24 protein-coding genes and 1 tRNA gene are annotated in these 23,823 nt (G+C 48.6%); 11 read left to right on the top strand and 14 right to left on the bottom strand.

The genetic code is table 11. From position 1 onward, the window contains the following. The 8 genes from NTW12_05685 to NTW12_05650 all read left to right on the top strand — a co-directional run. On the top strand, positions 1-191 hold a 191-nt coding region (locus NTW12_05685), incomplete at its 5' end, for a hypothetical protein (protein ID MCX5845837.1). A gap of 344 nt (positions 192-535) precedes the next feature. Continuing rightward, entirely contained in the window at positions 536-1,408 is an 873-nt protein-coding gene (locus NTW12_05680) for a formate dehydrogenase accessory protein FdhE (GenBank protein MCX5845836.1), read from the top strand. Between the two features lie 239 nt (positions 1,409-1,647). After that, positions 1,648-2,373, top strand: a complete 726-nt coding sequence (locus NTW12_05675; protein MCX5845835.1) for a hypothetical protein — start codon at positions 1,648-1,650, stop codon at positions 2,371-2,373. 18 nt (positions 2,374-2,391) lie between these two features. Beyond that, entirely contained in the window at positions 2,392-2,610 is a 219-nt protein-coding gene (locus tag NTW12_05670; GenBank protein ID MCX5845834.1) for a hypothetical protein, read from the top strand. A gap of 16 nt (positions 2,611-2,626) precedes the next feature. Beyond that, positions 2,627-3,457: a uridine kinase gene (locus tag NTW12_05665; protein MCX5845833.1), complete on the top strand. Its 831-nt coding sequence runs from the start codon at positions 2,627-2,629 to the stop codon at positions 3,455-3,457. A gap of 360 nt (positions 3,458-3,817) precedes the next feature. Continuing rightward, entirely contained in the window at positions 3,818-6,883 is a 3,066-nt protein-coding gene (gene fdnG, locus NTW12_05660) for a formate dehydrogenase-N subunit alpha (protein ID MCX5845832.1), read from the top strand. Between the two features lie 11 nt (positions 6,884-6,894). Beyond that, positions 6,895-7,695, top strand: coding sequence for a 4Fe-4S dicluster domain-containing protein (locus tag NTW12_05655; GenBank protein MCX5845831.1), 801 nt, complete (start codon positions 6,895-6,897; stop codon positions 7,693-7,695). 2 nt (positions 7,696-7,697) lie between these two features. Next, on the top strand, positions 7,698-8,354 hold the full coding sequence (locus tag NTW12_05650; protein ID MCX5845830.1) for a formate dehydrogenase subunit gamma: 657 nt from the start codon (positions 7,698-7,700) through the stop codon (positions 8,352-8,354). Between the two features lie 146 nt (positions 8,355-8,500). Here NTW12_05650 and NTW12_05645 read toward each other — a convergent pair whose 3' ends face one another. Continuing rightward, a complete protein-coding gene (locus NTW12_05645) occupies positions 8,501-10,633 on the bottom strand; it encodes an acetate--CoA ligase family protein (GenBank protein ID MCX5845829.1) in 2,133 nt (710 codons plus the stop codon). Positions 10,634-10,995: 362 nt separating this feature from the next. Here NTW12_05645 and rpsT point away from each other — a divergent pair, with 362 nt between their 5' ends. Continuing rightward, entirely contained in the window at positions 10,996-11,262 is a 267-nt protein-coding gene (gene rpsT, locus NTW12_05640; protein ID MCX5845828.1) for a 30S ribosomal protein S20, read from the top strand. 34 nt (positions 11,263-11,296) lie between these two features. Here the strand turns inward: rpsT and NTW12_05635 are convergent, their stop codons facing one another. From NTW12_05635 to NTW12_05575, 13 genes are all read right to left on the bottom strand, one after another. Next, positions 11,297-11,893, bottom strand: a complete 597-nt coding sequence (locus tag NTW12_05635; GenBank protein MCX5845827.1) for an LptE family protein — start codon at positions 11,891-11,893, stop codon at positions 11,297-11,299. Next, complete coding sequence (gene leuS, locus NTW12_05630) at positions 11,856-14,438, bottom strand: leucine--tRNA ligase (GenBank protein MCX5845826.1); 2,583 nt, start codon at positions 14,436-14,438, stop codon at positions 11,856-11,858. The genes NTW12_05635 and leuS overlap by 38 nt, the downstream gene beginning before the upstream one ends. 40 nt (positions 14,439-14,478) lie before the next feature. Further along, positions 14,479-14,934 (bottom strand): transcription antitermination factor NusB, encoded by a 456-nt coding sequence (nusB, locus tag NTW12_05625; protein ID MCX5845825.1) that lies wholly within the window; start codon positions 14,932-14,934, stop codon positions 14,479-14,481. Positions 14,935-15,112: 178 nt separating this feature from the next. Beyond that, positions 15,113-15,577: a 6,7-dimethyl-8-ribityllumazine synthase gene (ribE, locus tag NTW12_05620; GenBank protein MCX5845824.1), complete on the bottom strand. Its 465-nt coding sequence runs from the start codon at positions 15,575-15,577 to the stop codon at positions 15,113-15,115. Positions 15,578-15,651: 74 nt separating this feature from the next. Further along, a complete protein-coding gene (locus NTW12_05615; protein ID MCX5845823.1) occupies positions 15,652-16,854 on the bottom strand; it encodes a bifunctional 3,4-dihydroxy-2-butanone-4-phosphate synthase/GTP cyclohydrolase II in 1,203 nt (400 codons plus the stop codon). 18 nt (positions 16,855-16,872) lie between these two features. Beyond that, positions 16,873-17,508 carry a riboflavin synthase gene (locus NTW12_05610; GenBank protein MCX5845822.1) on the bottom strand — a complete coding sequence of 212 codons (636 nt, stop codon included), beginning with the start codon at positions 17,506-17,508 and terminating at the stop codon, positions 16,873-16,875. A gap of 40 nt (positions 17,509-17,548) precedes the next feature. Continuing rightward, positions 17,549-18,019, bottom strand: coding sequence for a transcriptional regulator NrdR (gene nrdR / locus NTW12_05605; protein ID MCX5845821.1), 471 nt, complete (start codon positions 18,017-18,019; stop codon positions 17,549-17,551). Further along, positions 18,016-18,501, bottom strand: coding sequence for a cytidine/deoxycytidylate deaminase family protein (locus tag NTW12_05600; protein MCX5845820.1), 486 nt, complete (start codon positions 18,499-18,501; stop codon positions 18,016-18,018). The genes nrdR and NTW12_05600 overlap by 4 nt, the downstream gene beginning before the upstream one ends. Before the next feature lie 21 nt (positions 18,502-18,522). Further along, on the bottom strand, positions 18,523-18,981 hold the full coding sequence (gene rpiB, locus NTW12_05595) for a ribose 5-phosphate isomerase B (GenBank protein ID MCX5845819.1): 459 nt from the start codon (positions 18,979-18,981) through the stop codon (positions 18,523-18,525). 4 nt (positions 18,982-18,985) lie between these two features. Next, the gene (fabF, locus tag NTW12_05590) at positions 18,986-20,251 is read right to left on the bottom strand and encodes a beta-ketoacyl-ACP synthase II (protein ID MCX5845818.1); all 1,266 of its coding nucleotides are present in this window, start codon (positions 20,249-20,251) and stop codon (positions 18,986-18,988) included. 10 nt (positions 20,252-20,261) lie between these two features. Continuing rightward, on the bottom strand, positions 20,262-20,501 hold the full coding sequence (locus NTW12_05585; GenBank protein ID MCX5845817.1) for an acyl carrier protein: 240 nt from the start codon (positions 20,499-20,501) through the stop codon (positions 20,262-20,264). 176 nt (positions 20,502-20,677) lie between these two features. Next, positions 20,678-20,863, bottom strand: a complete 186-nt coding sequence (gene rpmF, locus NTW12_05580) for a 50S ribosomal protein L32 (protein ID MCX5845816.1) — start codon at positions 20,861-20,863, stop codon at positions 20,678-20,680. A 25-nt stretch (positions 20,864-20,888) separates the two neighbouring features. After that, positions 20,889-21,425: a DUF177 domain-containing protein gene (locus tag NTW12_05575; protein ID MCX5845815.1), complete on the bottom strand. Its 537-nt coding sequence runs from the start codon at positions 21,423-21,425 to the stop codon at positions 20,889-20,891. 188 nt (positions 21,426-21,613) lie between these two features. On the opposite strand from NTW12_05575, the gene gltX reads away from it, so the two are divergent. Then, positions 21,614-23,026, top strand: coding sequence for a glutamate--tRNA ligase (gene gltX, locus NTW12_05570; GenBank protein ID MCX5845814.1), 1,413 nt, complete (start codon positions 21,614-21,616; stop codon positions 23,024-23,026). Between the two features lie 68 nt (positions 23,027-23,094). Continuing rightward, positions 23,095-23,169 (top strand) — tRNA-Glu (locus NTW12_05565). Positions 23,170-23,823: the final 654 nt, after the last annotated feature.

The following is a 23,823-nucleotide window of genomic DNA, read 5'->3' as shown; positions in this document are numbered from 1 at the left end:
ATTTCTTTTCCATTTTCTTTCATGCGTTTTGCTCCTTACTCCCTTCCTTGCAGGATACGGGATCTTTTTCAAAGTCCCTGGCAACTGTTCGGGTTAATTCAGAGATGGCGGTGGCGACCCTCGCTCTCCCACGGGCTCTTTTTTCCCAAGGGCTGGTCGGCCTGCCACCGCAACAACGCTATAACCGGTAATGCAGCATTTACCTATATAACAAGGAACCGATGATCTTACGTTATGTTTTTTACTTGCCGAGTTACCCACAGCAAAGAGCCCGTACATGCCACGAGAATAAGAAAATCTATTGGCATGTACGCTCTCTTTGTTGTGGATAACTCTAACATACAAGGGGCGGGGGTGAGGGTGACTTTCATGCCTTCTTGGCGCCCCACGGGCACATGATGGTTTACCACAAAAAATGTTTCCCCCGGTAGGACAGGCGTCTCGCCTGTCTCAATTAACATGGGTTAAAGACAGGCGGGACGCCCGTCTCTACCATAAAAGTTTATATTAAGTATAAAAATGAGGTTAGCATAATATGAATCATGACGAGAGAATAGAGCAGATCGAAAAGTTAATGGACAATACCATCGAGAAAAATCCCCACTGCAAGGAGATTGTAAGCGCGTTCCGTCCCGTTATTCTGGAGAGGTATCTCCTGGTAGACAAAGTGGAATTGAAAAACACGGATGCACCGAAGATCGACAAGCGGAAATTTAAAGGGGGAGTGCCTGTAATACGTCAGACAACGCTGTTCCGAGATGACGATCCCTTGGCGGAGATTGCCCTTTCCCTGATACCTGCCATGAAGCGAGGGTTCCCCAACCTTTTGGATGATCTGGAGAGGCTGGAAGGAATAATAAAAAAAGAAAATATCAACATCTATGATTACTTCAAATCATATCCTGCCGATGGAGATACTATTGTCGCCGGCTGGGCATCGGAGTTCAATATAAATGCAGCAGCCGTTGCCTTATTGTTGAGGATCATAATGAGAATCATTCTCGAAAAAAGATCGCAGTTAATAGAATGGAAATGGGGCAATTGGGAAAAGGGTTACTGTCCGGTCTGCGGAACGTTTCCCTCAATAGCGATGATAAAAGAAAAAATTGCCGAGCGGTGGCTACACTGTTCCCAATGCGGTTATGAGTGGAAATTCAGCAGGGTTATATGCCCTTACTGTGAAGATAAGGCATATAAGGAGATGCCATTTTTCTTCGTGGAGGACAAGGGGAATGATTGCGCATTTGCATGCGACAAATGTAAACGGTATTTGATTACCCTGACCCGTATGAGTGATCTGATCGTCCGTGACCTGGACATCTCCGCCATCAGCCTGACCCATTTGGATATCATCATGCAGGAGAAGGGCTTCCAGCCTATGGCAGTCTGTGAGTGGAATGTATTTTAGAATCCTGCCCCTAAATTCTGCCGGTAATATATTTTAACGAACCTCAACTCCTTATAGAAAACGTCCTGTCTCTCTCGAATAGTACCGGGGGACAGGGTGTCAGCCCTTTTGAATCAGGACAATGAGGACAGGCGTTGACAAGGGGCGGCTTGGGAGGATTTGTGTCAAGATTTTCCAACCTTGTGGAATATTTGCGGTTGGTGTATAGATACTTCAGGGAATAGATTTCGTGAGGGGAAATGCGCGCCTACATCGGTTTTGACGACACGGATAATCTGGATTCGGAATTCGGGACGGGTAAACTGGCCCGCCGCTATGAAGCGCTGATCCCCGAAGATTGCCGGGTCTGGGGAGTCGTCCGCCAGCAGTTGCTTGTGGATCCGGGGATTCCCTACACCTCCCACAACAGTTCGGCCTGCGTGATTGTCGATTTTACAGATCCATCCCTGGCTGACCGGCTGATTCACTTGGCGATCGATCACATCGAAAGAAAATCGGCCCGTGGGAGCGATCCCGGCCTCTGCCTGGTTTGTGAAGACGATCCTGCTCTTCGCGATCTGATGACCTTCGGGCGGTGGTGTACGGAAAGGATCGTGACACAGAAGGAAGCCCTCCAGGCGGCCGGTCTTGCCCATCTTTCGGGGCACGGCGGAACCAATGATGGCATCATCGGGGCGGCTGCGGCTGTCGGCCTCACCGCGTCGGGATGGAGCGGCCGGTTCATCGAATATGCGGATTTGCGGCAGTTTTCCGACCCCGTGTCCGTCGGGGCGCTTCTCAGGAAAGGAATCCGGACGGTTTCCCTGGACCGGGACGCCCTCTGCCCCGGACCGGACGATCTGGTGTACACGAAAGGGTGGCTCCGGCCCAGGCTCTGGGGATGTGAGGCGGTCTTGCCGGTTTTGCCGTCCGGGCCGGGCCTCTGGGATAGCATGGGAGAAAAAAGAAAGAAAAACAAACCCTAAAGTCAAGGAGGTATGGTTATGCCAGGAAAAATTTTTTACCGGGAACGCCGGAAGGTGAGTGAAAAAGAAAAGAAGCCCCGCTTCAAACTTGTTGCGATCGCCGATGTAGACGTGACCTTTTACAGCGAGCATCTGCGCAAGAAAGAGCTGGAAGAAATCGCCGCCGCTGTGGGAGCGGAGCTGGTTCTGCTGAAGGCTTCCAAAGAGAAGGACGAAGAAATCGAAGTGAAAAATTGAAGGAAAGGCGGATGAGATGGCGCTGTTCAGAGAGCGGGACGGACGCAGGCTGCATGTAAAGAGCAAGCTGATGGGGGAGAGTCTGGTGGGTAAAACATTCATGGACGGCCTCAAAATCGCCCCGCAGCAGCGGCTCTTTCCCGACGTAAACGTCGTCAAGATCGGAGGACAGTCCATCTGTGATCGCGGGATCAAAGCGCTGCCCGCCCTCATCAAAGAAATCGTCGCCTGCAAAAAAACACACAAGATGCTGTTGACCACTGGAGGCGGGACCAGGAGCCGCCACATCTATTCCATCGGCCTGGAACTGGGCATGCCGACGGGGATCATTGCGAAATTCGGGAGTTCCATCTCCGAGCAGAACGCCCTGCTCGTCGCCACGCTCCTTTCTCCCTGGGGCGGCATCAAGATCGGCCACGACGAGGTGATCAAGCTTTCCACCTATTTTTCCCAGGATTGCATTCCCGTGATGCATGGCATGCCCCCCTACGACTATTTTGCCTTGCCCACGTCCAAATGGCGCATCCCCGTCCACCGCACCGACGTGGGAACCCTGGTGCTGGCCGATCTGATCGGCGCCCGGAGCTGCATTCTCGTCAAGGATGAGAAGGGTCTCTATACGGACGACCCGAAAAAGAACCCCAAAGCGGAGTTCATTCCGGAAATCAGCGTTCGGGATCTCCTGGAAAGAGATCTGGATGATCTGATTATCGAACGCCCCTGCCTGGAGATCCTTCAGAACAGCGAAGTGATCGACCGGATCCAGATCATCAACGGTCTTGAGAAGGGGAACCTCCGCCTGGCCCTGCAGGGCAAGCCCGTCGGCACAATCATCCATAAAGAATAAGGGATTTACTTCCTGATGAGGTGTACAGCGGTGGCCTTGACGGAGGCGAGAATGGGTTTGCCCTCTTCAATGACCAGATTTTCCATGCGATTATCAAATCTCCCCTACCCCCCTTTTCTAAAGGGGGGAATATTTCGTCCAAATTGAAAGTTGTACTTTCAATCCGCAATCATATTTTCGATGGTCTTTCAACCCCTTAACATCCTCAATCCTATTCATCTGCACGTATGTTAAATATAACATAACATACTAATATTATTATTGTATTGCCACTTTTTTTCTTGACTGTCCGGTAAAAAAAGTATATGCACGCCGTATCTGACATATGTCTATTATGACACATGCAATAAGGAGGCATCTATGGAGATTACGAGAAGAGGGTTCTTAACTTTGACGGGCGCCATAGGATCGGGAATAACCCTGTCTTCCCTGGGTATAAACCTCATCCCCACGAAGGCGTACGCGGAAGAACTCAATAAGATGAACAGGATTAAAAACGCAAAACAGGTGATAACAACCTGTTGTTACTGTTCGGTGGGATGCGGGCTCATCTGCAGTGTGGACAAAACGACCGGCAAGATCTTCAATATTGAAGGCGATTCCGAACACCCCATCAATGAGGGATCCCTGTGCGCGAAAGGCGCCGGCTTTTTTGATCTGACGGAAGCAAATAAATACCGTCTCAAAAAGGTCCTCTACCGGGCTCCCATGAGTGACAAATGGGAGGAAAAGGATTGGAACTGGGCCATCGAAAGAATAGCCCGCCTGGTCAAAGACACGAGAGATAAGGAGTTTGTCACGAAGAACGCCAAGGGTGAACTGGTCAATCGTTGCGAAAACATCGGCCACCTCGGCAGCTCCAACGTAGATAATGAGGAATGCTGGCTCATGACCGCCAAGGCGCGCGCCCTCGGCCTTGTCTATATCGATCATCAGGCCCGGGTCTGACACAGCCCATCGGTAGCGGCTCTGGGAGAGTCGTTCGGGCGCGGTTCCATGACGAACCACTATATCGATTTGAAGAACAGCGACTGCATCCTCATCATGGGGAGCAACGCGGCGGAGCACCACCCCATAGCGTTTAAGTGGATATTAAGAGCGAAGGAAAACGGGGCAACAATTATCCATGTCGATCCCCGCTACACCAGGACTTCCGCCCGCTGTGATTACCATGTCCCCCTCCGCTCCGGGACTGACATTGCCTTCCTGGGCGGCATGATCAACTATATCATAGCCAACGACAAATGGTTCAAAGATTATGTCCTGAATTACACCAACGCCTCCTTCATTGTCGGGAACGATTATCAATTCAAGGATGGTCTCTTCTCCGGCTATGACGCGGAAAAGCGAAAGTACAATAAGGACACCTGGGTCCTCGAAAAAGACGGTAAGGGAATGCCGAAAAGAGACATGTCCCTCAAGGATCCCCGTTGCGTCTTCAATATGATGAAGGAGCACTACTCGCGTTACACCCTGGATAAGGTCTCCAGCATCACCGGCGTATCAAAAGAGGATCTGGTAAAGGTTTATAGTGCATACAGCGCAACCGGCGTTCCGGACAAGGCCGGAACGGAATGTTACGCCCTGGGTTGGACCCATCATACGACAGGAAGCCAGATTATCAGGACCATGTCGCTCATCCAACTCCTCCTGGGCAATATGGGAATCGCCGGCGGCGGCGTGAACGCCCTCCGGGGTGAGCCCAATGTTCAGGGTTCCACAGATCAAGCTATTCTTTACAACATCCTACCGGGTTATTTAAAGATGCCTTCAGCTTCTCTGGATACCCTGGAGAAATATCTTCATAAGTGCACGCCGGAATCGAAGGATCCTCAATCGGCCAATTATTACCAGAACTATCCGAAGTTTTTCGTGAGTTTCCTGAAAGCCTACTTCGGGGATAAGACGACAAAGGAAAATGACTTCGGGTATTCCTGGCTGCCCAAGCTCGACGACGGTGTCCATTATTCCCTCATGCATCAATTTGATGCCATGTACGCCGGCAAGATCAAAGGACTCTTTGCCGTGGGCACAGACCCGGCTGTCAGCTCCCCGAATACCAACAAGGTCAGAAAAGCCCTGGAAAAGTTAGACTGGCTGGTGGGTGAAAATATCTTCGATAACGAGACCTACTGCTTCTGGAAAGGACCCGGTGTTGATCCCAAGCAGATCAAGACGGAGGTCTTTCTCCTTCCCGCTTCCGCCTCTATGGAAAAAGAAGGAAGCCAGAGCAACAGCGGCCGCATGATTCAGTGGAAGTACAAGGCCGCGGAAGCGCCGGGAGACGGCATTCCCGTGGGAGAGATCACCATCAAGATCTTGGCGGCGATCAAGGCCCTTTATGCGAAAGAAGGCGGTCCCAATGCAGAGGCTATCCTGAATTTTAAGTGGGATTATACGGACAGCAAGGGCCGATACGATGCCCTGAAGGTTGCCAAGCAGCTAAACGGCTATTTCCTCAAGGACACGATCATCGAGGATAAGGATAAGAAAACCAAGACCGAATTCAAGAAAGGGCAACTCGTGCCGACCTTCGGAATGCTTCAGCTTGATGGAGCGACATCGAGCGGCAACTGGGTACACTGTGGCAGTTTCAGTGCTGACGGCGAAAACAAGATGGCGAAGAGGGGGAAGGATGACCCGACGGGTCTCGGTCTGTACCCCAACTGGGCGTTTGCCTGGCCGGTCAACCGGCGCATTCTTTATAACCGGGCCTCTTGCGACATTTATGGTAAACCCTACAATCCCAAGAGAAAACTCCTGGAATGGACGGGGGAAAAGTGGGTGGGGGACGTCCCCGACGGCCCGTGGCCTCCCATGGCGGATAAGGAGAAGGGGAAATACCCCTTCATCATGAAGGCCGACGGCCTAGGCGCGCTCTTCGGCCCTGGCATGGTGGAAGGTCCATTTCCGGAACACTATGAACCACTGGAGGGACCGCTTGCCAAGAATCCCATGTCGGGTCAATTGATCAATCCTGCCATCAAGATATTCAAAAGCGATATGGACAAGGTGGCCAATGCGGATGAGAAATTTCCCTATGTCTGCACAACCTATTCCTGCACGGAGCATTGGTGCTCGGGGGCCCTTACGAGGTGGCAGCTCTGGCTCCTGGAGATGCAGCCCGAATTGTACGTAGAGATCGGGGATATCCTGGCCAGGGAGAGGGGAATTAAAAACGGCCAGAAAGTGAAAGTTTCATCTGTTCGCGGTGAAGTAAAATGTGTCGCCATGGTGACAAAACGGTTCAGGCCCTTTACAATAGAAGGGAAAACGGTCCATCAGGTGGGACTTCCCTTCAATTACGGATGGCTGTTCCCCAAGGGTGGCAGCGACAGCAGTAACGTCCTGACACCGACGGTGGGCGACGCGAATACCTTCTGTCCTGAATACAAGGCCTTCATGGTCAATGTTACGAAGCTATAGGAGGCTGAACGATGAAAAATATGGAACTTATAAAACTGATCGATACGACAAAATGCACTGCCTGTCGCGGCTGTCAGGTCGCCTGCAAGCAGTGGAATGAAATGCCTGCCATGAGGACGAAAAATTTCGGAAGTTATCAGAACCCTCCCGATTTGCAGTGGAACACATGGACTTTAATCCGTTTTCAGGAGTATGTTGATTCAAAGGGGGAATTTAGCTGGCTGTTCCGAAAAGACGGATGCATGCACTGCACCGATGCGGCCTGCGTCAAGGTATGCCCGAGCGGCGCCCTCTATCATACGGAATTCGGTACGGTGGGAATCAAATCCCATCTCTGTATTGGCTGCAAAGAGTGCATAGCCGCCTGCCCTTTTGATATTCCCCGATACAACGATGTAAAGGATAAGGTGTATAAATGCGACCTGTGTGTAACCAGGATTCGAGAGAGTCAGCAGCCTTCCTGTGTGAAATCCTGTCCTACAGGGGCCCTCACCATCGGCGGCAAGGACACCATGATCAAAAAGGCCTATGCACGGGCGAAGGAACTCGGCGGGGACGCCAACGTATACGGTGATAAATTTGTGGGTGGTACCCACGTACTCTACGTCCTAAACGAGAAACCGGAAGTGTACGACGAACTGCCCAAATATCCGACGGTGCCGTTCTCCATCGTTCTCTGGAAAGACTTGCTGAAGCCACTCAGTCTGCTTGCAGCAGGCGGCGTTCTGGCGGGCTCTTTCCTGCACTACATCCTTCATGGGCCGAAAACCCCTGATGAAGATACTACAACGAAGAAGGAAGGAGGTGAATAGTCATGAAGAAAGGATTAATTCAGGCGACAGATTGGTATGAGAGGTTAGTTCACTGGATGCTGGCGATTTCCTGTCTCGTCCTGTGCTTTACGGGCTTAGGCATGATGTTTCACTCATTTAACTTTATCGCAAACATGATGGGCGGGCTCGTCGTTACGAAATACGTCCACAACTTCACGGGTCTTTTCTTCCTGATCGCTCTGTTTCTGGCCATCAAGATGTGGTGGCATGAAGCGGGGGTGTTTACCATGCCGGAAGATATGGAGTGGATGAAGGCTGCCGGAGGTTATCTCTGGCATGTGGATAAGGTTCCCGAGGTAGGGAAATACAATCCCGGTCAGAAGATGTTTTTTCTGGCGATAACCATCTTCGGTGCGATCATGGTGGTGACGGGTATTGTGATGTGGTTCCCGTTGAGATTTCCGTCTGGGCTGGTGCGGTGGCTGTTTGTTCTCCATGCCTTGGGGTTCGTGGTGATCTTTCCGTTCTTCTTTGTTCATCTCTATCTGGGGACAATCGGTTCACCCGGTTCAGCGCCGGCGATGTTTACCGGCTGGGTGACGAGGGCGTGGCTGAAGAAGCAGCATCCCAAGTGGTTGAAGGATATGGAGGAAAAGGGAACCCTGGTGGTTTCCGGAGAAGAAGAAGGTTCACACTAAGATTATAGAGAGAACCTTTTAATTAGTTCGATAAGAGCGCTGTTCATTTAGAGCAGCGCTCTTCTTTTTGTCACTTCCCCCTATCAATCGGACAGACGGCAATACAGTTGAACATCGAAATGAGATCCAACTTGTGAAATAATAACCTACGGGCGAGGCTTGATCTTACCTGCCATCCGGGCCCACCGGTAAAGAGCGGAGAGCACTATCACAGCCTTCTCAGACGAGTAGGGAAAAGCGGGAACGCCGTGTGCCTCCAAAAGTGTGGCAGCGCGCTCCACCTCGACATCACCCGAGAGTGCCGCAACAATAGGTTTTGGCGCTTTCACAGTTTCAACTGCCTGCTTCGCCCTGATAAGTGTTTCGGCAAAGACCATTGGCGGTGTGATCAGGGTATGCCAGTAGCCAAGGATCAGGGCATCCACGCGATCGTCTTCAAGGGCCAGCCGGATTGTGGCTTCATACGTTTCCGGCGGCTCGCCGCCCGTAATATCCACGGGATTTCCCGTGGCGCCGAAGGGAGGAATGAATTTCTTGAAAGCCTCGTCCAGGTCTTTTTCCAGTGTCATGAGCTGTAATTGATGCCTGCTGCAGGCGTCTGCCAGAAGGACGCCAAGCCCTCCTGCACCGGTAACAATTAATATGTTCTCTCCTTTTGGGGTCGGCATTTTGCTCAAGCTTCTCGCGCAATCCAGAAGTTCTTCCAGATTGGAAACCCTGACAATCCCCGCTTTTGCAAAGGCGGCACTGTAAATTCTGTCGTCTCCTGCGAGGGCTCCCGTATGTGAGAAGGCTGCCCTTTCTCCCAAAGCGGTGGCGCCGGCCTTCAGAGCAACGATGGGCTTCTGCCTGCTCACCTTCTGCGCCGCCCTGACGAAGGCCACACCATCCTTTATGTCTTCCACATGCATGGCGATCACCTTCGTGTTCGGGTCCTGACCGAAGAATTCGATCAGATCGTCCTCATCCACGTCGCACTTGTTTCCCACGCCGACGATGGACGACACGCCCATCCTGTGAGAACGGCTGTAGCCGATGATGGCCATACCCACACCTCCACTCTGGCAGGATAGTGCCGTAGGTCCCTTCTCCGTATAGGGCGTACAGAAAGTTGCGCAGAGATCTGCCGGAGTATAATATAACCCGAAAATATTTGGCCCCAGGATGCGAACCTTGCTCTCGAATGCTTTGGTAACGAGTTCCCTTTGAAGATCGTTGTTGCCGATCTCGGCAAATCCGGAGGAGATTACGATGGCCCCGGCTACCCCCTTTTCCCCAAGAGCCGTGATGGCGTCGGCCACATTCTTGGCAGGTATCACGATCACTGCGACATCCACCTTATCCGGTATCTCCTGGACGCTCCGGTAGCATTTCAGTCCGAGTATCTCATCCGTTTTTGGATTGATAGGATAAATTTTGCCTTTGTAGCCCCCATCGATGATATTCTTTACCGTTGAGTACCCAAGCTTTGAGGGATCACTGGATGCGCCTATGATGGCGATGCCGGCGGGTGAAAAGATCCTCTTCATACCGGTGACGATTTCATCCGAAGTATACACCGTATCGGCGATTTTCTTCGGTTCTCCAATGGCCATCCGGGCATCCACAACGATAGCACCCGATTCGGATGCGATCACAGGGTTCATATCGACCTCAAGAATCTCGGGATGATCTGTCAGAAGTGCCGACAGCTTCTGAATGATATCAGCCACTGCGTTGACATCGACTGCCGGTTTCCCGCGGAAATTCCCAAGGATTTTTCTTCCCCTGATCTCCTGGATCATATCGAGTGACTCCTCCTTTGTCAGGGGAACCATTCTGAAGACCACATCGCTTGTGACCTCAACAAAAATCCCTCCCAGTCCGAACATTACGGCATGCCCGAACTGGCGGCTGAAAGTGGCGCCAATAACCAGTTCCACCCCTTCCGGCACCATCCGGTAAATCAGGACACCGTGTATATTTGCATCCGGTCTGTGAAATTTCGCGTTCTGTATGATATCGGTGAATGCCGACCGCACAGCTTCCGGAGAATCCAGTTTTACCCTGACTCCCCCCACATCAGATTTGTGAGAGATATCGGGGGAGACGAGCTTCATCACGACCGGGTATCCTACCTTGTCGGCGATAGTAGCCGCTGTATCCGGGTCCGCCGCTACCTGCCCGGTTCTCACCGGGATGTTGTAAGCCTTCAGCACTTCCTTACTTTCCACTTCCGTAAGAGCTGTTCTCCCTTGTTGCTTCGCTTCTGATAGAATTTTCGTTACCGCGTTTCCCATCGAATACCTCCTTTTACTGCCTCCATGCGTTGATTATCGCTACACTTTTGATAAGCAAGCGGCTCAACAAAATCCGCATAGTATAATCATGCGGATCTATGGTCAGAGCCTTCACTGTAAGTACCTGAAACAAAACAAAAAAGTCAAGACGAATTATGTTCCTGGCAGAGAAATTATTTTGCCTGCTATCGTTGCCGGTTTGCAGCTTTACGGGGCGCCTGTTCTAGTGTTCAAGTAGGTTGGATGTCTTGCCCGACATTATTTAACGGCGAATTGCTATGAGATAATTTCAGCTTGACATGATCCGCGAATTCATATAGAAAACTGCCCTACATCGTAAGATTAATAAAGGAGGATAGTTTTTGGCTACACATAAATCCGCAGAAAAAAGAAGCAGGCAGAACGAACAAAAACGTATGAGAAACGCCTCGGCAAAATCGAGCGTTAAGACACAAGTAAAATCGGTGGTAAGGGCAGTTGAAACAAAGGATAAGGCAAGTTCGGAAACTGCTCTTGCCAAAGCCATACCGGCAATCGATAAAGCAGCTTCTAAAGGCGTATTTCATAAAAAGACGGCTTCGCGGAAGATATCGAGATTAACCAAAAAGGTAAATGCCCTTCAGGGATAATTCTTCACTTTCCTCTTTAAAGAACAATCCCCTCTTAAAAGCCCGACATCATTAATCTGTATGCCCTTTCGGCTGTATCATTCGACAGCTTGATAAGGGCGTCTTTTCGCCTTGTTTCTTTCGTGTTCAGGTCGGGAACGGCGTAGTCCTGGGTTCCCGAAAAATTTCTGTTGGTCCAGATAATTTTTTTGGTGCCCTGCTCTTCAAAGACGAGCTCCATTGTTGCGGTTAAACGCTCTTCCGCAGCAATGTTACTTTTTTGATAAGAAAGAGGAGAAGTTGTGAGGCTGTCTATCCTGCCCCTGAATACGGCATCCGCCTTTTCTCGGCTGTCAACAAGAGTGAACCTTCTGCTTATGGCAAATTGATCGATAAAGGCACTCCTGAAGGTATTTTCGATATTGGCCTCACTGGTCCTGTTGGAAAAATTGTCTACGAAAATTTTCCGGATGTTTTTGTCGATATGTTCTCCGCCGGGACTGAAGCGGTAGCCGCAGCCTAAGACGAGAATAAATGGCAGAAGGCATGCAATGATCGTTAATCCGCTGAAGCGAAAAAATGCACGGCGCGTGTGTGAAATTCTGTTATGTTTGTTACTGAACCACAATATTGACAAGCTTCTTGGGGACATATATTTCCCTCAATACTTTTTTGCCGGAAATGAAACCGATAATCTTCTCATCGCTGAGGGCAAGGGCTTTGATCTTTTCACCGTCCTCATCCGCGGGGACGACCATCCTGCTCCTTACTTTTCCATTAATCTGAATAACTATGGTAATTTCCTCTTCTGCAGCAACTTCATGATCATACACCGGCCAGGGAATGTCGGCTAAATTGCTTTCATAACCCAGTGCCGTCCAGAGTTCTTCGGTTATGTGAGGAACAATGGGCGCCAGTAATATGATGATCGTTTCGATGGCCTCCCTGATGACGGACAGTGCCGTTGAGTCTTTCTTCGCCGGCCGCTCGATCAGGTACAGGGCGTTCACCAGCTCCATGACGGCGCTTATGGCCGTATTAAAGTGGAAGCGATCCTCAATATCACGGGTAACTTTCCTGATCGTCTGATGGGTTTTTCGCCTCAGGTTTTTCAATTCTCCTTCGAGTGCTTGCTTTCCATCGAAGGACGTAACATCACGGATATCATTGAGGTAATCTATTACAATTCGCCATTCCCTGTTAAGAAAGCGGAATGATCCTTCGATTCCCTGATCACTCCACTCCAGGTCCTTTTCCGGGGGCGCCGCAAAGAGACAGAACATCCTGACCGTGTCGGCGCCGTAGTTTTTGATCAGGTAATCGGGGTCGACGACGTTTTTCAGGGATTTGGACATCTTTTCAGATTTACCGATCATGACGTCACTCTGGCATCGAACGCATTTTCCTTCCTTCACCTCTTCGGGAAAGAGATAACCATGCTCTTTGCAGCGCATCGTCTCTTTGCAGACCATGCCCTGGGTCAGAAGGTTGGTAAAGGGTTCATCATAATCCAGGACACCATAATCTCTCAGCACCTTTGTGTAGAATCGTGAATAAAGGAGATGGAGGATGGCGTGTTCAATCCCGCCGATATACTGATCCACCGGCATCCAGTAGAGGACCTTTTGTCTGTCAAGCCCGGGTTTCTCGGCATAGTCGGGGGAGCAGAAACGGTCAAAGTACCAGGAAGATTCGACGAACGTGTCCATAGTATCGGTTTCTCGCTTTGCCGCGCTGCCGCACTGCGGGCATGAGGTTTCCACAAATGCTTTGTGCCTTGCAAGTGGAGTTCCCCCCTCTCCTGTCAGCTCCACGTCACGTGGCAAAATGACGGGAAGGCCGGCTTCGGGCACCGGTACAGTGCCGCAATTATCGCAGTAAATAATGGGAATCGGAGCCCCCCAGTATCGCTGCCGGGAAATGCCCCAGTCTCTCAAACGATACTGTATCGTTTTTTTGCCCCGACCGATAGATTCCAGATATTCTGCGATCGCATCAAGGGCCTTCGTGTTTTCCATACCGTTGAATTGCGCTGAGTTAATGAGATTTCCTTCCTCAACGTAAGCTTGCGTCATGGTGTGGATGTTGAGAGGCTTTTTGGGTGGCTGTATGACCACAATGAGGGGAAGATTGAATTTTTTCGCGAATTCAAAATCCCGCTGGTCATGGGTGGGGACTGCCATGACACAACCCGTTCCGTACTCTGCAACAACGAAGTTTGTAGCATAGATGGGCATCTTTTTCTTTGTTACCGGATTGAGGCAGTAGGCGTCTAAGAAAACACCCTCTTTTTCATAATATTCCGAGGTCCTCATCAACTTGTCCTGCTTTTTGACCTTTTCCACAAATTCCCTGACTTCATTTTCGATCGGTTTTCCCTTAACCAGTTCCATAACGAGGGGAAGTTCGGCAGCAACCAGCATAAACGTTGCTCCATATACAGTGTCCTGCCTCGTTGTGAAGACCTGGATCATGCCATTGCCGTCAGCCATAGGGAAAAAAATGTCGCAACCATAGCTTTTGCCTATCCAGTTTTTCTGCATGGTGATGACCCTTTCAGGCCATCCGGGAAGCTTGTCTAAATAGGCAAGGAGTTCTTCGGCATAGGCAGTAATACGGAAAAACCACTGATCGAGATATTTTTCCTCGACCTCCTCGGAGCATCTCCAGCACTGACCGGCTTCTACCTGCTCATTTGCCAGAACCGTTTTACAGTTTTGACACCAGTTTACGATAGAACTTTTCTTATAGGCGAGTCCTTTGGCGTACATCCAGAGAAAAAACAGTTGCTCCCAGCGGTAATACTCAGGTTCACAGGTGGAAAGTTCTCTATCCCAATCATAGCTGAACCCCATCTCTTTGAGCTGGTTTTTCATATAGGCAATGTTTTCATTTGTCCACGTTGCCGGATGAATTCCATGTTCAATGGCCGCGTTTTCCGCGGGCATGCCAAAAGAATCCCAACCCATGGGATGCAGGACATTGTATCCGTTCATCCGCTTGTATCGCGCTACAACATCACCGATTGTGTAGTTTCTCACATGACCGATGTGAATTCTCCCGGATGGATAGGGAAACATCTCCAGAAGGTAGTACTTTTTTTTATCAGGGTCTTCCGTAACCTTGAAAACACCCCTGTCTTCCCAGATTGTTTGCCACTTTTTTTCAAGTTCCTGGGGCTTATACTTTTTTTCCATAACTCATCGGGCCTCCCACAGCAATACTCAGAACACTATTCTATGAATCGGAACTTCCGGCGATTCCGTTGATGTTTTGATTCGTATCTTCTTTGTATAATTTCAGGTATACGGCATCGAGAATACCGTTTATAAAAGAACCGGAATTTTCAGAGCCGTACAATTTCCCTAAATCTATAGCCTCGTTCAGTGTGACCTTGGGGGGTATATCAGGACAGTGTATAAGCTCGTAAACGGCCATGCGGAGGATATTTTTATCTACTCTTGACATCCGTGCAAGCGACCAGTGTTCGGAACAACTGCTTATGAGGATGTCTATTTGCTCTCTGTTACCCCAGGTACCTTCGATCAAAAGGGTAGAGAATTTTCTGGACTCTTCCGGCGCTTCAAAGTTGTCCCAGAAAAGCGAAACCGCCTCTTTGGAATCGATATTCAGGATATCAAGCTCGTAAAGAACCTGTAAGGCAACCTCTCTTGCCTTTCTTCTTTGATGCATTAATTCCTCTGGTTTTGTAACATCAGACACCCTTTACGAAGGGTCAGCTAATATCGGTTACGAAACGAGATACATAAAGTAAATTCAAGGTAGTAGAAACAAGCAAGGGTTGGCCGGTATTTAATAACGTAACCTGGTGGTTTGGCATCAATTTGATCTTCTTTTTATATTTGTGGGGCTATAATTTCCTGAAGAGATCTACCATTTCTATGGCTGACATGGCGGCATCCCATCCCTTGTTGCCTGCTTTGGTTCCCGCCCTTTCAATAGCCTGTTCAATAGTGTCTGTCGTCAGTACACCGAAGGATATTGGTATCTCCGTTTCCAGACCAACGCTCGCTATCCCCTTGGTGACCTCGGCGCTGATGTATTCAAAATGGGGTGTAGCTCCCCTGATTACCGCGCCAAGACAAATAATCGCATCAAACCGTGCGCTTTTTGCAAGCTTTTTGGCTATTACGGGTAACTCAAATGCACCGGGAACCTTATAAATCTGGATGTCTTTTTCATCCGCACCTGCCCTTGTCAGGGCATCGATGGCGCCCTCAATCAACCTTCCGCAGATGAAATCGTTAAATCGACTGGCGACAATGCCAAACTTCATTCCCTTGGCTATAAGCTTTCCTTCTATTATCCTTGGCATACTCCCCTCTCCATAGTAAAAAATCGTAAAAAATTACCCACAGGTTATAACTGCATATAAGACCTGATAACAATCTATACTTCTAATAAATGCCCCATCTTTTTCTTTTTTGTTGTCAAATATTTAATGTTACTCTCATTAGGTTTTATCTCAATGGGAACGCGTTCGGTAATGGTTATACCGTACCCTTCGAGCCCTACAATTTTTTTCGGATTGTTGGTCATGAGTTTCATCTTTCTGACACCCAGATCGGCAAGTATCTGAGCGCCGATACCATAGTCTCGTAAGTCCGCCTTGAACCCGAGTGAGATATTGGCCTCAACGGTATCCTTCCCGCGTTCCTGCAATTCGTAGGCCCTGATTTTATTAACAAGGCCAATACCCCTGCCTTCCTGATGCATATAAACGATGACGCCTTTTCCCGCCTCTCCCACCATCTTCATGGCTGTATGGAGTTGGTAGCCGCAGTCGCACCTCTCTGATCCGAAGACGTCACCGGTCAGGCATTCTGAATGAACCCTCACCAGTACCTCGTCTTCCGGCTCAATATCTCCCTTGACCATGGCAACATGCTGCATGTTATCTACATCATTTTCGTAAACAATGAGTTTGAATGTGCCCCCGTAGCGGGTGGGAATTGTAGCGGAAGCCGCCCTCCTGATCAGGGATTCGTGTTGCATTCTGAATTGGATGAGATCAGCGATAGTTACTATCTTCAGCCCATGTTTTTTTGCGAAGGTCTCCAGGTCGGGCATCCGGGCCATGGTACCGTCGTCCTTCATGATTTCACAGATTACACCGGCGGGTTTCAACCCGGCTAATCGTGCAAGATCCACGGAACCTTCGGTCTGACCGGTTCTTACCAGTACACCGCCTTTTTTCGCACGTATGGGGAAAACATGTCCCGGGCTGACGATGTCATCGGGAGTGACGTCGTCTGCAACGGCTGTCCGTATCGTTGTAGCCCTGTCAGCAGCGGAAATACCCGTTGTTACACCACGCTTGGCTTCTATAGATACGGTAAAGGCGGTTCCGAAACTGGACCGGTTATCCGATACCATAGGGTGAAGATTCAGCCTGTCAGCTAAGTCTTCACTGAGAGACATGCATATGAGTCCCCTGCCGTATTTGGCCATGAAGTTAACGGCCTCCGGCGCAACAAATTCCGCTGCCATGCACAGATCGCCTTCGTTTTCTCTGTCTTCATCGTCCACTAAGATAACCATTTTACCGCTTTTAATATCTACTATGGCTTCTTTTATCGTACTTACACCCATTTATGTCACCTGTAATTGTTATTTTAAAAATCCGTGCTCCGCAAGGAAATTCATATCAATTCCTTTCCCTGGGTTGAGGAATTTCTCCACATATTTCCCGATGATATCGGTTTCAATATTAACCAGATCAGCCACTTTTTTAAATTCCAATGTTGTGTTCCGGGCTGTGTGGGGAATGATATTAACATAAAATCTATTTTTTTCACAGCGATTTACCGTTAAACTTATCCCATCAACAGCGACTGACCCCTTTTCTACGATGTATCGGCCTAATTCTGTATCAATTTCCAGACCGAACTGGAGTGAATTGGCTTTATTAATTTTTTCCTGAATCTTACCCAGTCCATCAACATGGCCGAGGACAAGATGCCCTCCTAAAAAACTGTTCATCCGCAAGGATTTTTCCAGGTTTACCCTGTCTCCTGACTTCAGCAACTTAAGATTTGTCCTGGCAAGGGTTTCCGCAGATACGTCTGCAGAAAAGCTCCTGTCCGTTTTCTGAGTTACTGTGAGACAGGCGCCGTTAACAGCAATGCTGTCACCAACTTTTATGTCATCTAAATTCAAGGACGTATCGATAACAAGAAGGGCATCTTCTCCCTTCCTCGTTATCCGCTTAACTGCCCCCGCGTTTTCTATAATTCCTGTGAACATGACGGCATCATAAAAAAGTAGTAATCTTTAGTATTATTGGTTATTTGGATTCGTCTTTTTTTACACTCAGGAGGTCCTTGAGTTCCTCCAAAAAATCACTTACGTCACGAAACTCTCTGTATACCGATGCGAACCGAACGTAGGCAACGCCGTCTAAGTTTTGGAGTTCTTTCATAACCTGCTCTCCGACAACGGACGAGGGGATTTCTTTATCCTGATACTCCTGGCAGCGCTGCTCAATTCTCTCCACGATGCTTTCAATTGCATCCGTACTGATGGGGCGCTTTTCACAGGCTTTCTTGATTCCGGAACGTATCTTTGTCCTATCGAATGGTTCTCTCCGGCCATCCTTTTTGACCACCATCGGGAGAACTTCTTCCACAAATTCGTATGTTGTGAATCGTTTTCCGCAGGAGATGCACTCGCGCCGTCTCCGGATTGCATCGCCGTCTTTGCTGATCCGGGAGTCAATAACCCTGTTCTCTGCATTTGCACAAAAAGGACACTTCATATCCGAGACACCTCAACACCGGCTTCCTCTAATATATCTTCCGCTAATTTATCCCTGTAATCTGCCTTTGCAACTACCGTGATGATCCCTGCGTTGATGATCATCTTGGCGCATATGATACAGGGGTGATTGGTACAGTAGAGGGTCGAACCGTTTACACTTACTCCATGAAGAGCAGCCTGAATAATGGCGTTTTGCTCAGCGTGAAGTCCCCGGCAAAGTTCGTGACGTTCACCGGAAGGGACACCTAACTGTTCCCGCAAACACCCCACATCCAGGCAATGATGAAGGCCTGATGGGGCGCCATTGTAGCCTGTAGCCAATACCCTTCGATCCTTTACGAGAACAGCGCCAACGCTTCGTCTCAGACATGTGGACCGTTTCGAGACGAGGTCGGCAATATCCATGAAATATACATCCCATGTCGGCCGCCGGTTTCTTTTGTCGCTGGCTTCTGTTTCTGGAGGTACCGTCTTGGCCATGTTTTTTTTCATACTTAATGTTCAGGTCTTGCCTGAAAGTCGTGATTCTATTTCCCTGATTTTATCGATACGCTTCTGATGGCGACCACCTTCAAATTCTGTATTCAACCACATCTGAGTAATTGATTTTGCTAATTCTGTATCTGTCCGCCTGCCGGCAAGGACGAGGATGTTTGTATCATTATGCAGTCTGCTCAGGCGGGCCGTCTCTTCATCAAGGCATAAAGCTGCTCTGATATGGGGGAATTTGTTTGCAACAATGGTCATACCGGCGCCGGAACCACATACCAGGATCCCCCGGTCAAATCCTCCGGCTGAAACCCTATTGGCCACTTTGGCGGCGAAGTCCGGATAATCAACAGGCTCTGTACTGTCAGTACCGACGTCAGTTAATGCATATCCCTTGTCGGCAAGGTACTGTTTTATTGCCTCTTTCAATAAAAAACCTGCGTGATCAGAACCGATAATTATCCTGGCCATGGTATCAATGTTCATCAAATTTCTTGAGTATCAATACGGCGTTAACCCCGCCAAAACCGAACGTATTGGACATAACTGTTTTAATAGCCTTTTTACGTGCCGTATGGGGAACATAATCGAGATCGCATTCAGGAGCAGGGTTATCCAGATTTATGGTTGGTGGGATAATGCCTTCGGTGATGGAGAGTGCTGAAAAAATTGCCTCCACACCACCTGCGGCCCCTAAAAGATGACCGGTCATGGATTTTGTAGAGCTGACAGCAAGTTTCGCAGCGTGATTACCAAAGACATTTTTGATAGCCTGTGTTTCGTAGAGGTCATTCGGCGGTGTTGATGTGCCGTGGCAATTTATGTAGTCGATGTCGCCGGGACTCATGTGCGCATCGTGCAGGGCAGCGGACATGCATCTGGCCGCTCCTTCATGTCCTGGAGGAGGTATTGCCATGTGGTAGGCGTCACTGGTCGATCCATAACCGACCACTTCCGCATATATTCTGGCATTTCTGTTGAGTGCTTTGGTTAATTCCTCCAGAATCACAATTCCACATCCCTCTCCGATAACAAAACCATCTCTATCTCTGTCAAAGGGACGGCTTGCTTTTTCAGGCTGATCATTTCTGACAGATATCGCCCTCATTGCGTTGAACCCGGCTACACAGAGGGGTGAAATTGCTGCATCAACACCTCCCGCGATCATAACATCGGCATAGTTGCCGGAGATGATTCTCATGGCATCCCCGATGGCGTTGGTACCGGAAGAGCAGGCAGTAGCGGTGCAGTTTATGGGTCCTTTGGCTCCAAATCTGATCGACACATGGCCGGCGCCAAGATTTGCAAGAACAGCAGGGATGGCAAACGGCGACATTTTTCTGGGACCGCCACGGAGGATTGCTTCTTTTTCTCTTTCCATGGTTGCAAGGCCCCCGATAGCTGATCCTATGATTACGCCAACCCGTTCAGCATTTTTTTTATTAATGTCCAGTTCCGAGTCTGCCAAGGCCATCTCGGTGGCTGCCAGTGCATAAATAATGAAGTCATCAAACTTGCGAAGCTCTTTTTTGCTTACAAAATTGCGGGTATCGAAATTCTTCAGTTCACCGGCAATCTTTGTTGCATATCCGGTACTATCGAATTTTGTGATTTTTCCAATCCCTGATTTTCCCTTGCAGATTTCCTTCCAAGTATCCTCGACAGAGTTGCCAAGGGGCGTTACTGCACCGACTCCTGTTATGACGATCCTTCTTTTGACAGGAATATCTTTTCCTCGCATCATGTCACAATTATGTTACCCCTTTACTCCTGAGAAAATCAATCACATCTTGTATTGTACGGATTTTTTCCAGCTCTTCATCGGAGATTTGCAATCCGAAATTTTCTTCCATTTCCATGATCAACTCGACCAAGTCGAGGGAATCGGCTCCCAAATCATCTATAAAGGATGCCTCCGGCACACATTCTTCTTTTGTGACATCCAGATGTTCAATAATAATTTCAACAACCCTTTCTTCGAGTTTCATCAACACTCCCTCCTCAAGTGTATAAGCTGTTTGTGGTGACAGACCCTTCATGAGGGCTTTGAATTTCGCCCTGAATGATCTCCATGGTCATTCCCGTAGAGACGGGAATCCGGTATTTTCAACTTCTACTGTATATGAAAACACTCTTGCAGGTTTCATTTACCGTTTATTTGAAGTTCTTATGAGATCTTTTCAACCGGAATCACCTGTCGCCCTTTATACGTTCCGCAGTTTTGGCAGACATGATGAGGCAGCTTCGGTTCACTGCACTGCGGACACGCAGAAGCCTGTGAGGGCTTGAGAAAATCGTGAGACCTCCTCTTGTTTCTCCTTGTTCTCGAATGTCGTTTAACTGGATTTGGCATAGTAGTTTTTCCTTTACATTAAAATTCACTTGTTATCTGAAGCTTTAATTTTTTTTAGAACGGCCAGCCGTTCATCGATAAATTCAGCATGACAGTTGCAGCTTGCCATGTTGAGATTAGTCCCGCAATGCGGACAGAAACCCTTACAGGTATCCGTGCAAAGAACCCTGATAGGAATTTGCAGCACGATTTGCTCAAATATAAGAGCATCCAGATCGATTACATCATCCTGATAATATCCGTATTCAAGGTCTTCCGGAATCAACTCCTCTTCTTCCGTCAGCCTGTCTTCAGCGGGAATAAGAGTATATCTGAAGTTACTTTTTACAGGAAGATGAGTATTTTCCAGACACCGGCAGCAATTCAAGGTAACAGAAGTCTCCAGATTCCCATCGATAAACACGTTCTCAAGGATTCTTTTAACGGCACAGAAAACTTCGACCCCTTGAATGGAAAAATCACTTTTTTCCTTTTCAGGCAACAGGTCCCGAAACCAATTGCCATCTTTATGAAACTGAAGATTCAGTCCCTCTTCCGGGATAGTGTTGATAATAATTTTCACAATGCGTCCTCAATTGTCTTTAAAATGTAATCCCGGGTATGCGATGAGTAATTGTTTGTAAGGTGCGAAGTAGATTATAAATTGGCCTGGTTGTCAAGCATAATTTTATCGTTCGAAATCCGGCTTGACAAGCGGAGGGTCGCGGCCATATAAGGAATGCATCAAAGAAATGAGAATGGTAAATAAAAATGACTGAAAAAGAAAAGGTTAGATCACGTTTTGCCCCATCCCCGACAGGATTTCTGCACATCGGAGGTGCGAGAACAGCGCTGTTTGCCTGGCTTTATGCCCGGCACTACAATGGACAATTTATTCTGAGGATTGAGGATACCGATCAGCTTCGCTCGACGGAAGAATCAACAAGGGCGATTCTCGATGCTCTTGCATGGCTCGGGCTTTACTGGGATGAGGGTCCGTTCTTTCAGGCACAGCGTGTGGACATGCACAGGGAAATGGTAAAGAAACTCCTGGATGAAGGGAAGGCCTATCATTGCGTATGTACTCCTGAGGAGCTGGAAGAAAAGAGGAAGAGGGCGCTTGCTGAGGGGAGAAAACCAAAGTATGACGGTACATGCCGGGACAAAAATCTTCCCGGATCGGCAAATGCAGCGGTGCGGTTCCGATGTCCCCACACGGGTGTAACGGTAGTGAATGATCTGATTAAGGGTGTGATCACGTTTAACAATGAGGAACTCGATGATCTTGTCATAGAAAGAAGTGACGGCTATCCGACGTACAACTTTGCCGTTGTGGTTGATGATGCCCAGATGGAAATAACCCACGTGATCAGGGGAGATGACCATGTGAACAATACACCGCGGCAGATCCTCCTTTATGAAGCTCTGGGATATACAGTCCCGCAATTCGGTCATGTTTCGATGATTATGGGCTCGGATAAAACGCGGCTGAGTAAACGTCACGGGGCGACGTCGGTTATGACCTACAAGGATATGGGCTACCTTCCGGAGGGCCTCGTTAATTATCTGGTTCGGCTCGGCTGGTCCCATGGCGATCAGGAAATCTTTACAATGGAGGAACTCATTCGCCTCTTCACATTCGATTCGGTAGGGAAATCTGCCGCTGTATTTAATCCGGAAAAACTTCTCTGGCTGAACCAACATTACATTAAAGAGTGCCCGCCGGTGAGACTAGTTCAGGAGATGATACCATTCTGGCAGCAACGGGGCGTCGATACCGCAGATCAGGGTTTTCTCAGACATATCGTTGATGACGTAAAATCGAGGTCGAAGACCCTCGTGGAGCTTGCTGAATCAAGCCTTTTTTACTTCGCGGATGATGTTGCCTATGAGAGCGAAGCGGCAGATGCATTCCTGAAGGCGGAGATGGCGGATCATCTTACGGCTGTAGCTCATGGAATCCCCTCTTTGCAGGATTATACGAAAAAAGGGATAGAGGCATTTCTGCGAACCTTAGCTGAAGACAGGGGTTTCAAGCTCAAAGTGATAGCCCAGCCGCTCCGGGTTGCCCTCACGGGAAAAACTGTCAGTCCCGGTATTGATGATATTATGGTCACACTGGGGAAGGAGAGGGTGATTAAGAGAATTACGAGAGCTGTTGAGTACATTAAAAACAGAGCATGATTTTGATCTTGACTTTTCATACTTGATTAACTAAAAGTCTTCCTCCGACACATTAATTCCACAACCATGGTCCCATCGTCTAGTGGTTAGGACGCTGGCCTCTCACGCCGGAAACCGGGGTTCAACTCCCCGTGGGACTACCAATTATTATTTAATTCCAATATGTTACCTATTTCCATTCCTCACCGAAATGAGCCTTTTTAGCCAGTAACCTAAAAGGTCATTTTTTCGAAGGCTACTCAAAAATATTCGGATGCAAAACGCTCAAAAAACGAAATATTATGAATAGATAGAAATATACTCGGGAGGAGGCTCGCAACATCATCCAGAAAATGACCGGTTATTTTTAAGCAATCTGTCAGGAATAGACGGCTGTGAGACGTCTTTTTCTTTTTGGAGCATGATTATCGATTCATAAACTTCCTTACCGGGAATCTTTCAATCTGAGTCCCCCCAATAGGGAGGGGGGAGGCATACACAAAGGTATAGCAATCAGCAAAGGGGGGAGATAGGCGGCGACATGACAGCACCCAGCGAGCGTCAGCAGCGCGATATGAGAACAGACTTGTACATTAAGACAAGACAGCGAACAGTTTCATGCAGAATTATTTGCCACCATTCGAATGGTAATCAGCGACAATTTATTAAGGAAAACGAGAATATGGCCGAATAGGTTTTCACCTACAAAGCGTTAGAATCAATCTACCATAATCTGTAACGATTACCATATGAAAGGCAGCATCCATATGACGAAGGAAGCCCATAATTAGTGGCCGATGGTCTGTTTGGTGGCGACC

This window comes from Deltaproteobacteria bacterium (assembly GCA_026388545.1).
Classification (GTDB): Bacteria; Desulfobacterota; Syntrophia; order Syntrophales; family UBA2185; genus JAPLJS01.
This window is presented reverse-complemented; position numbering and strand designations above follow the sequence as displayed.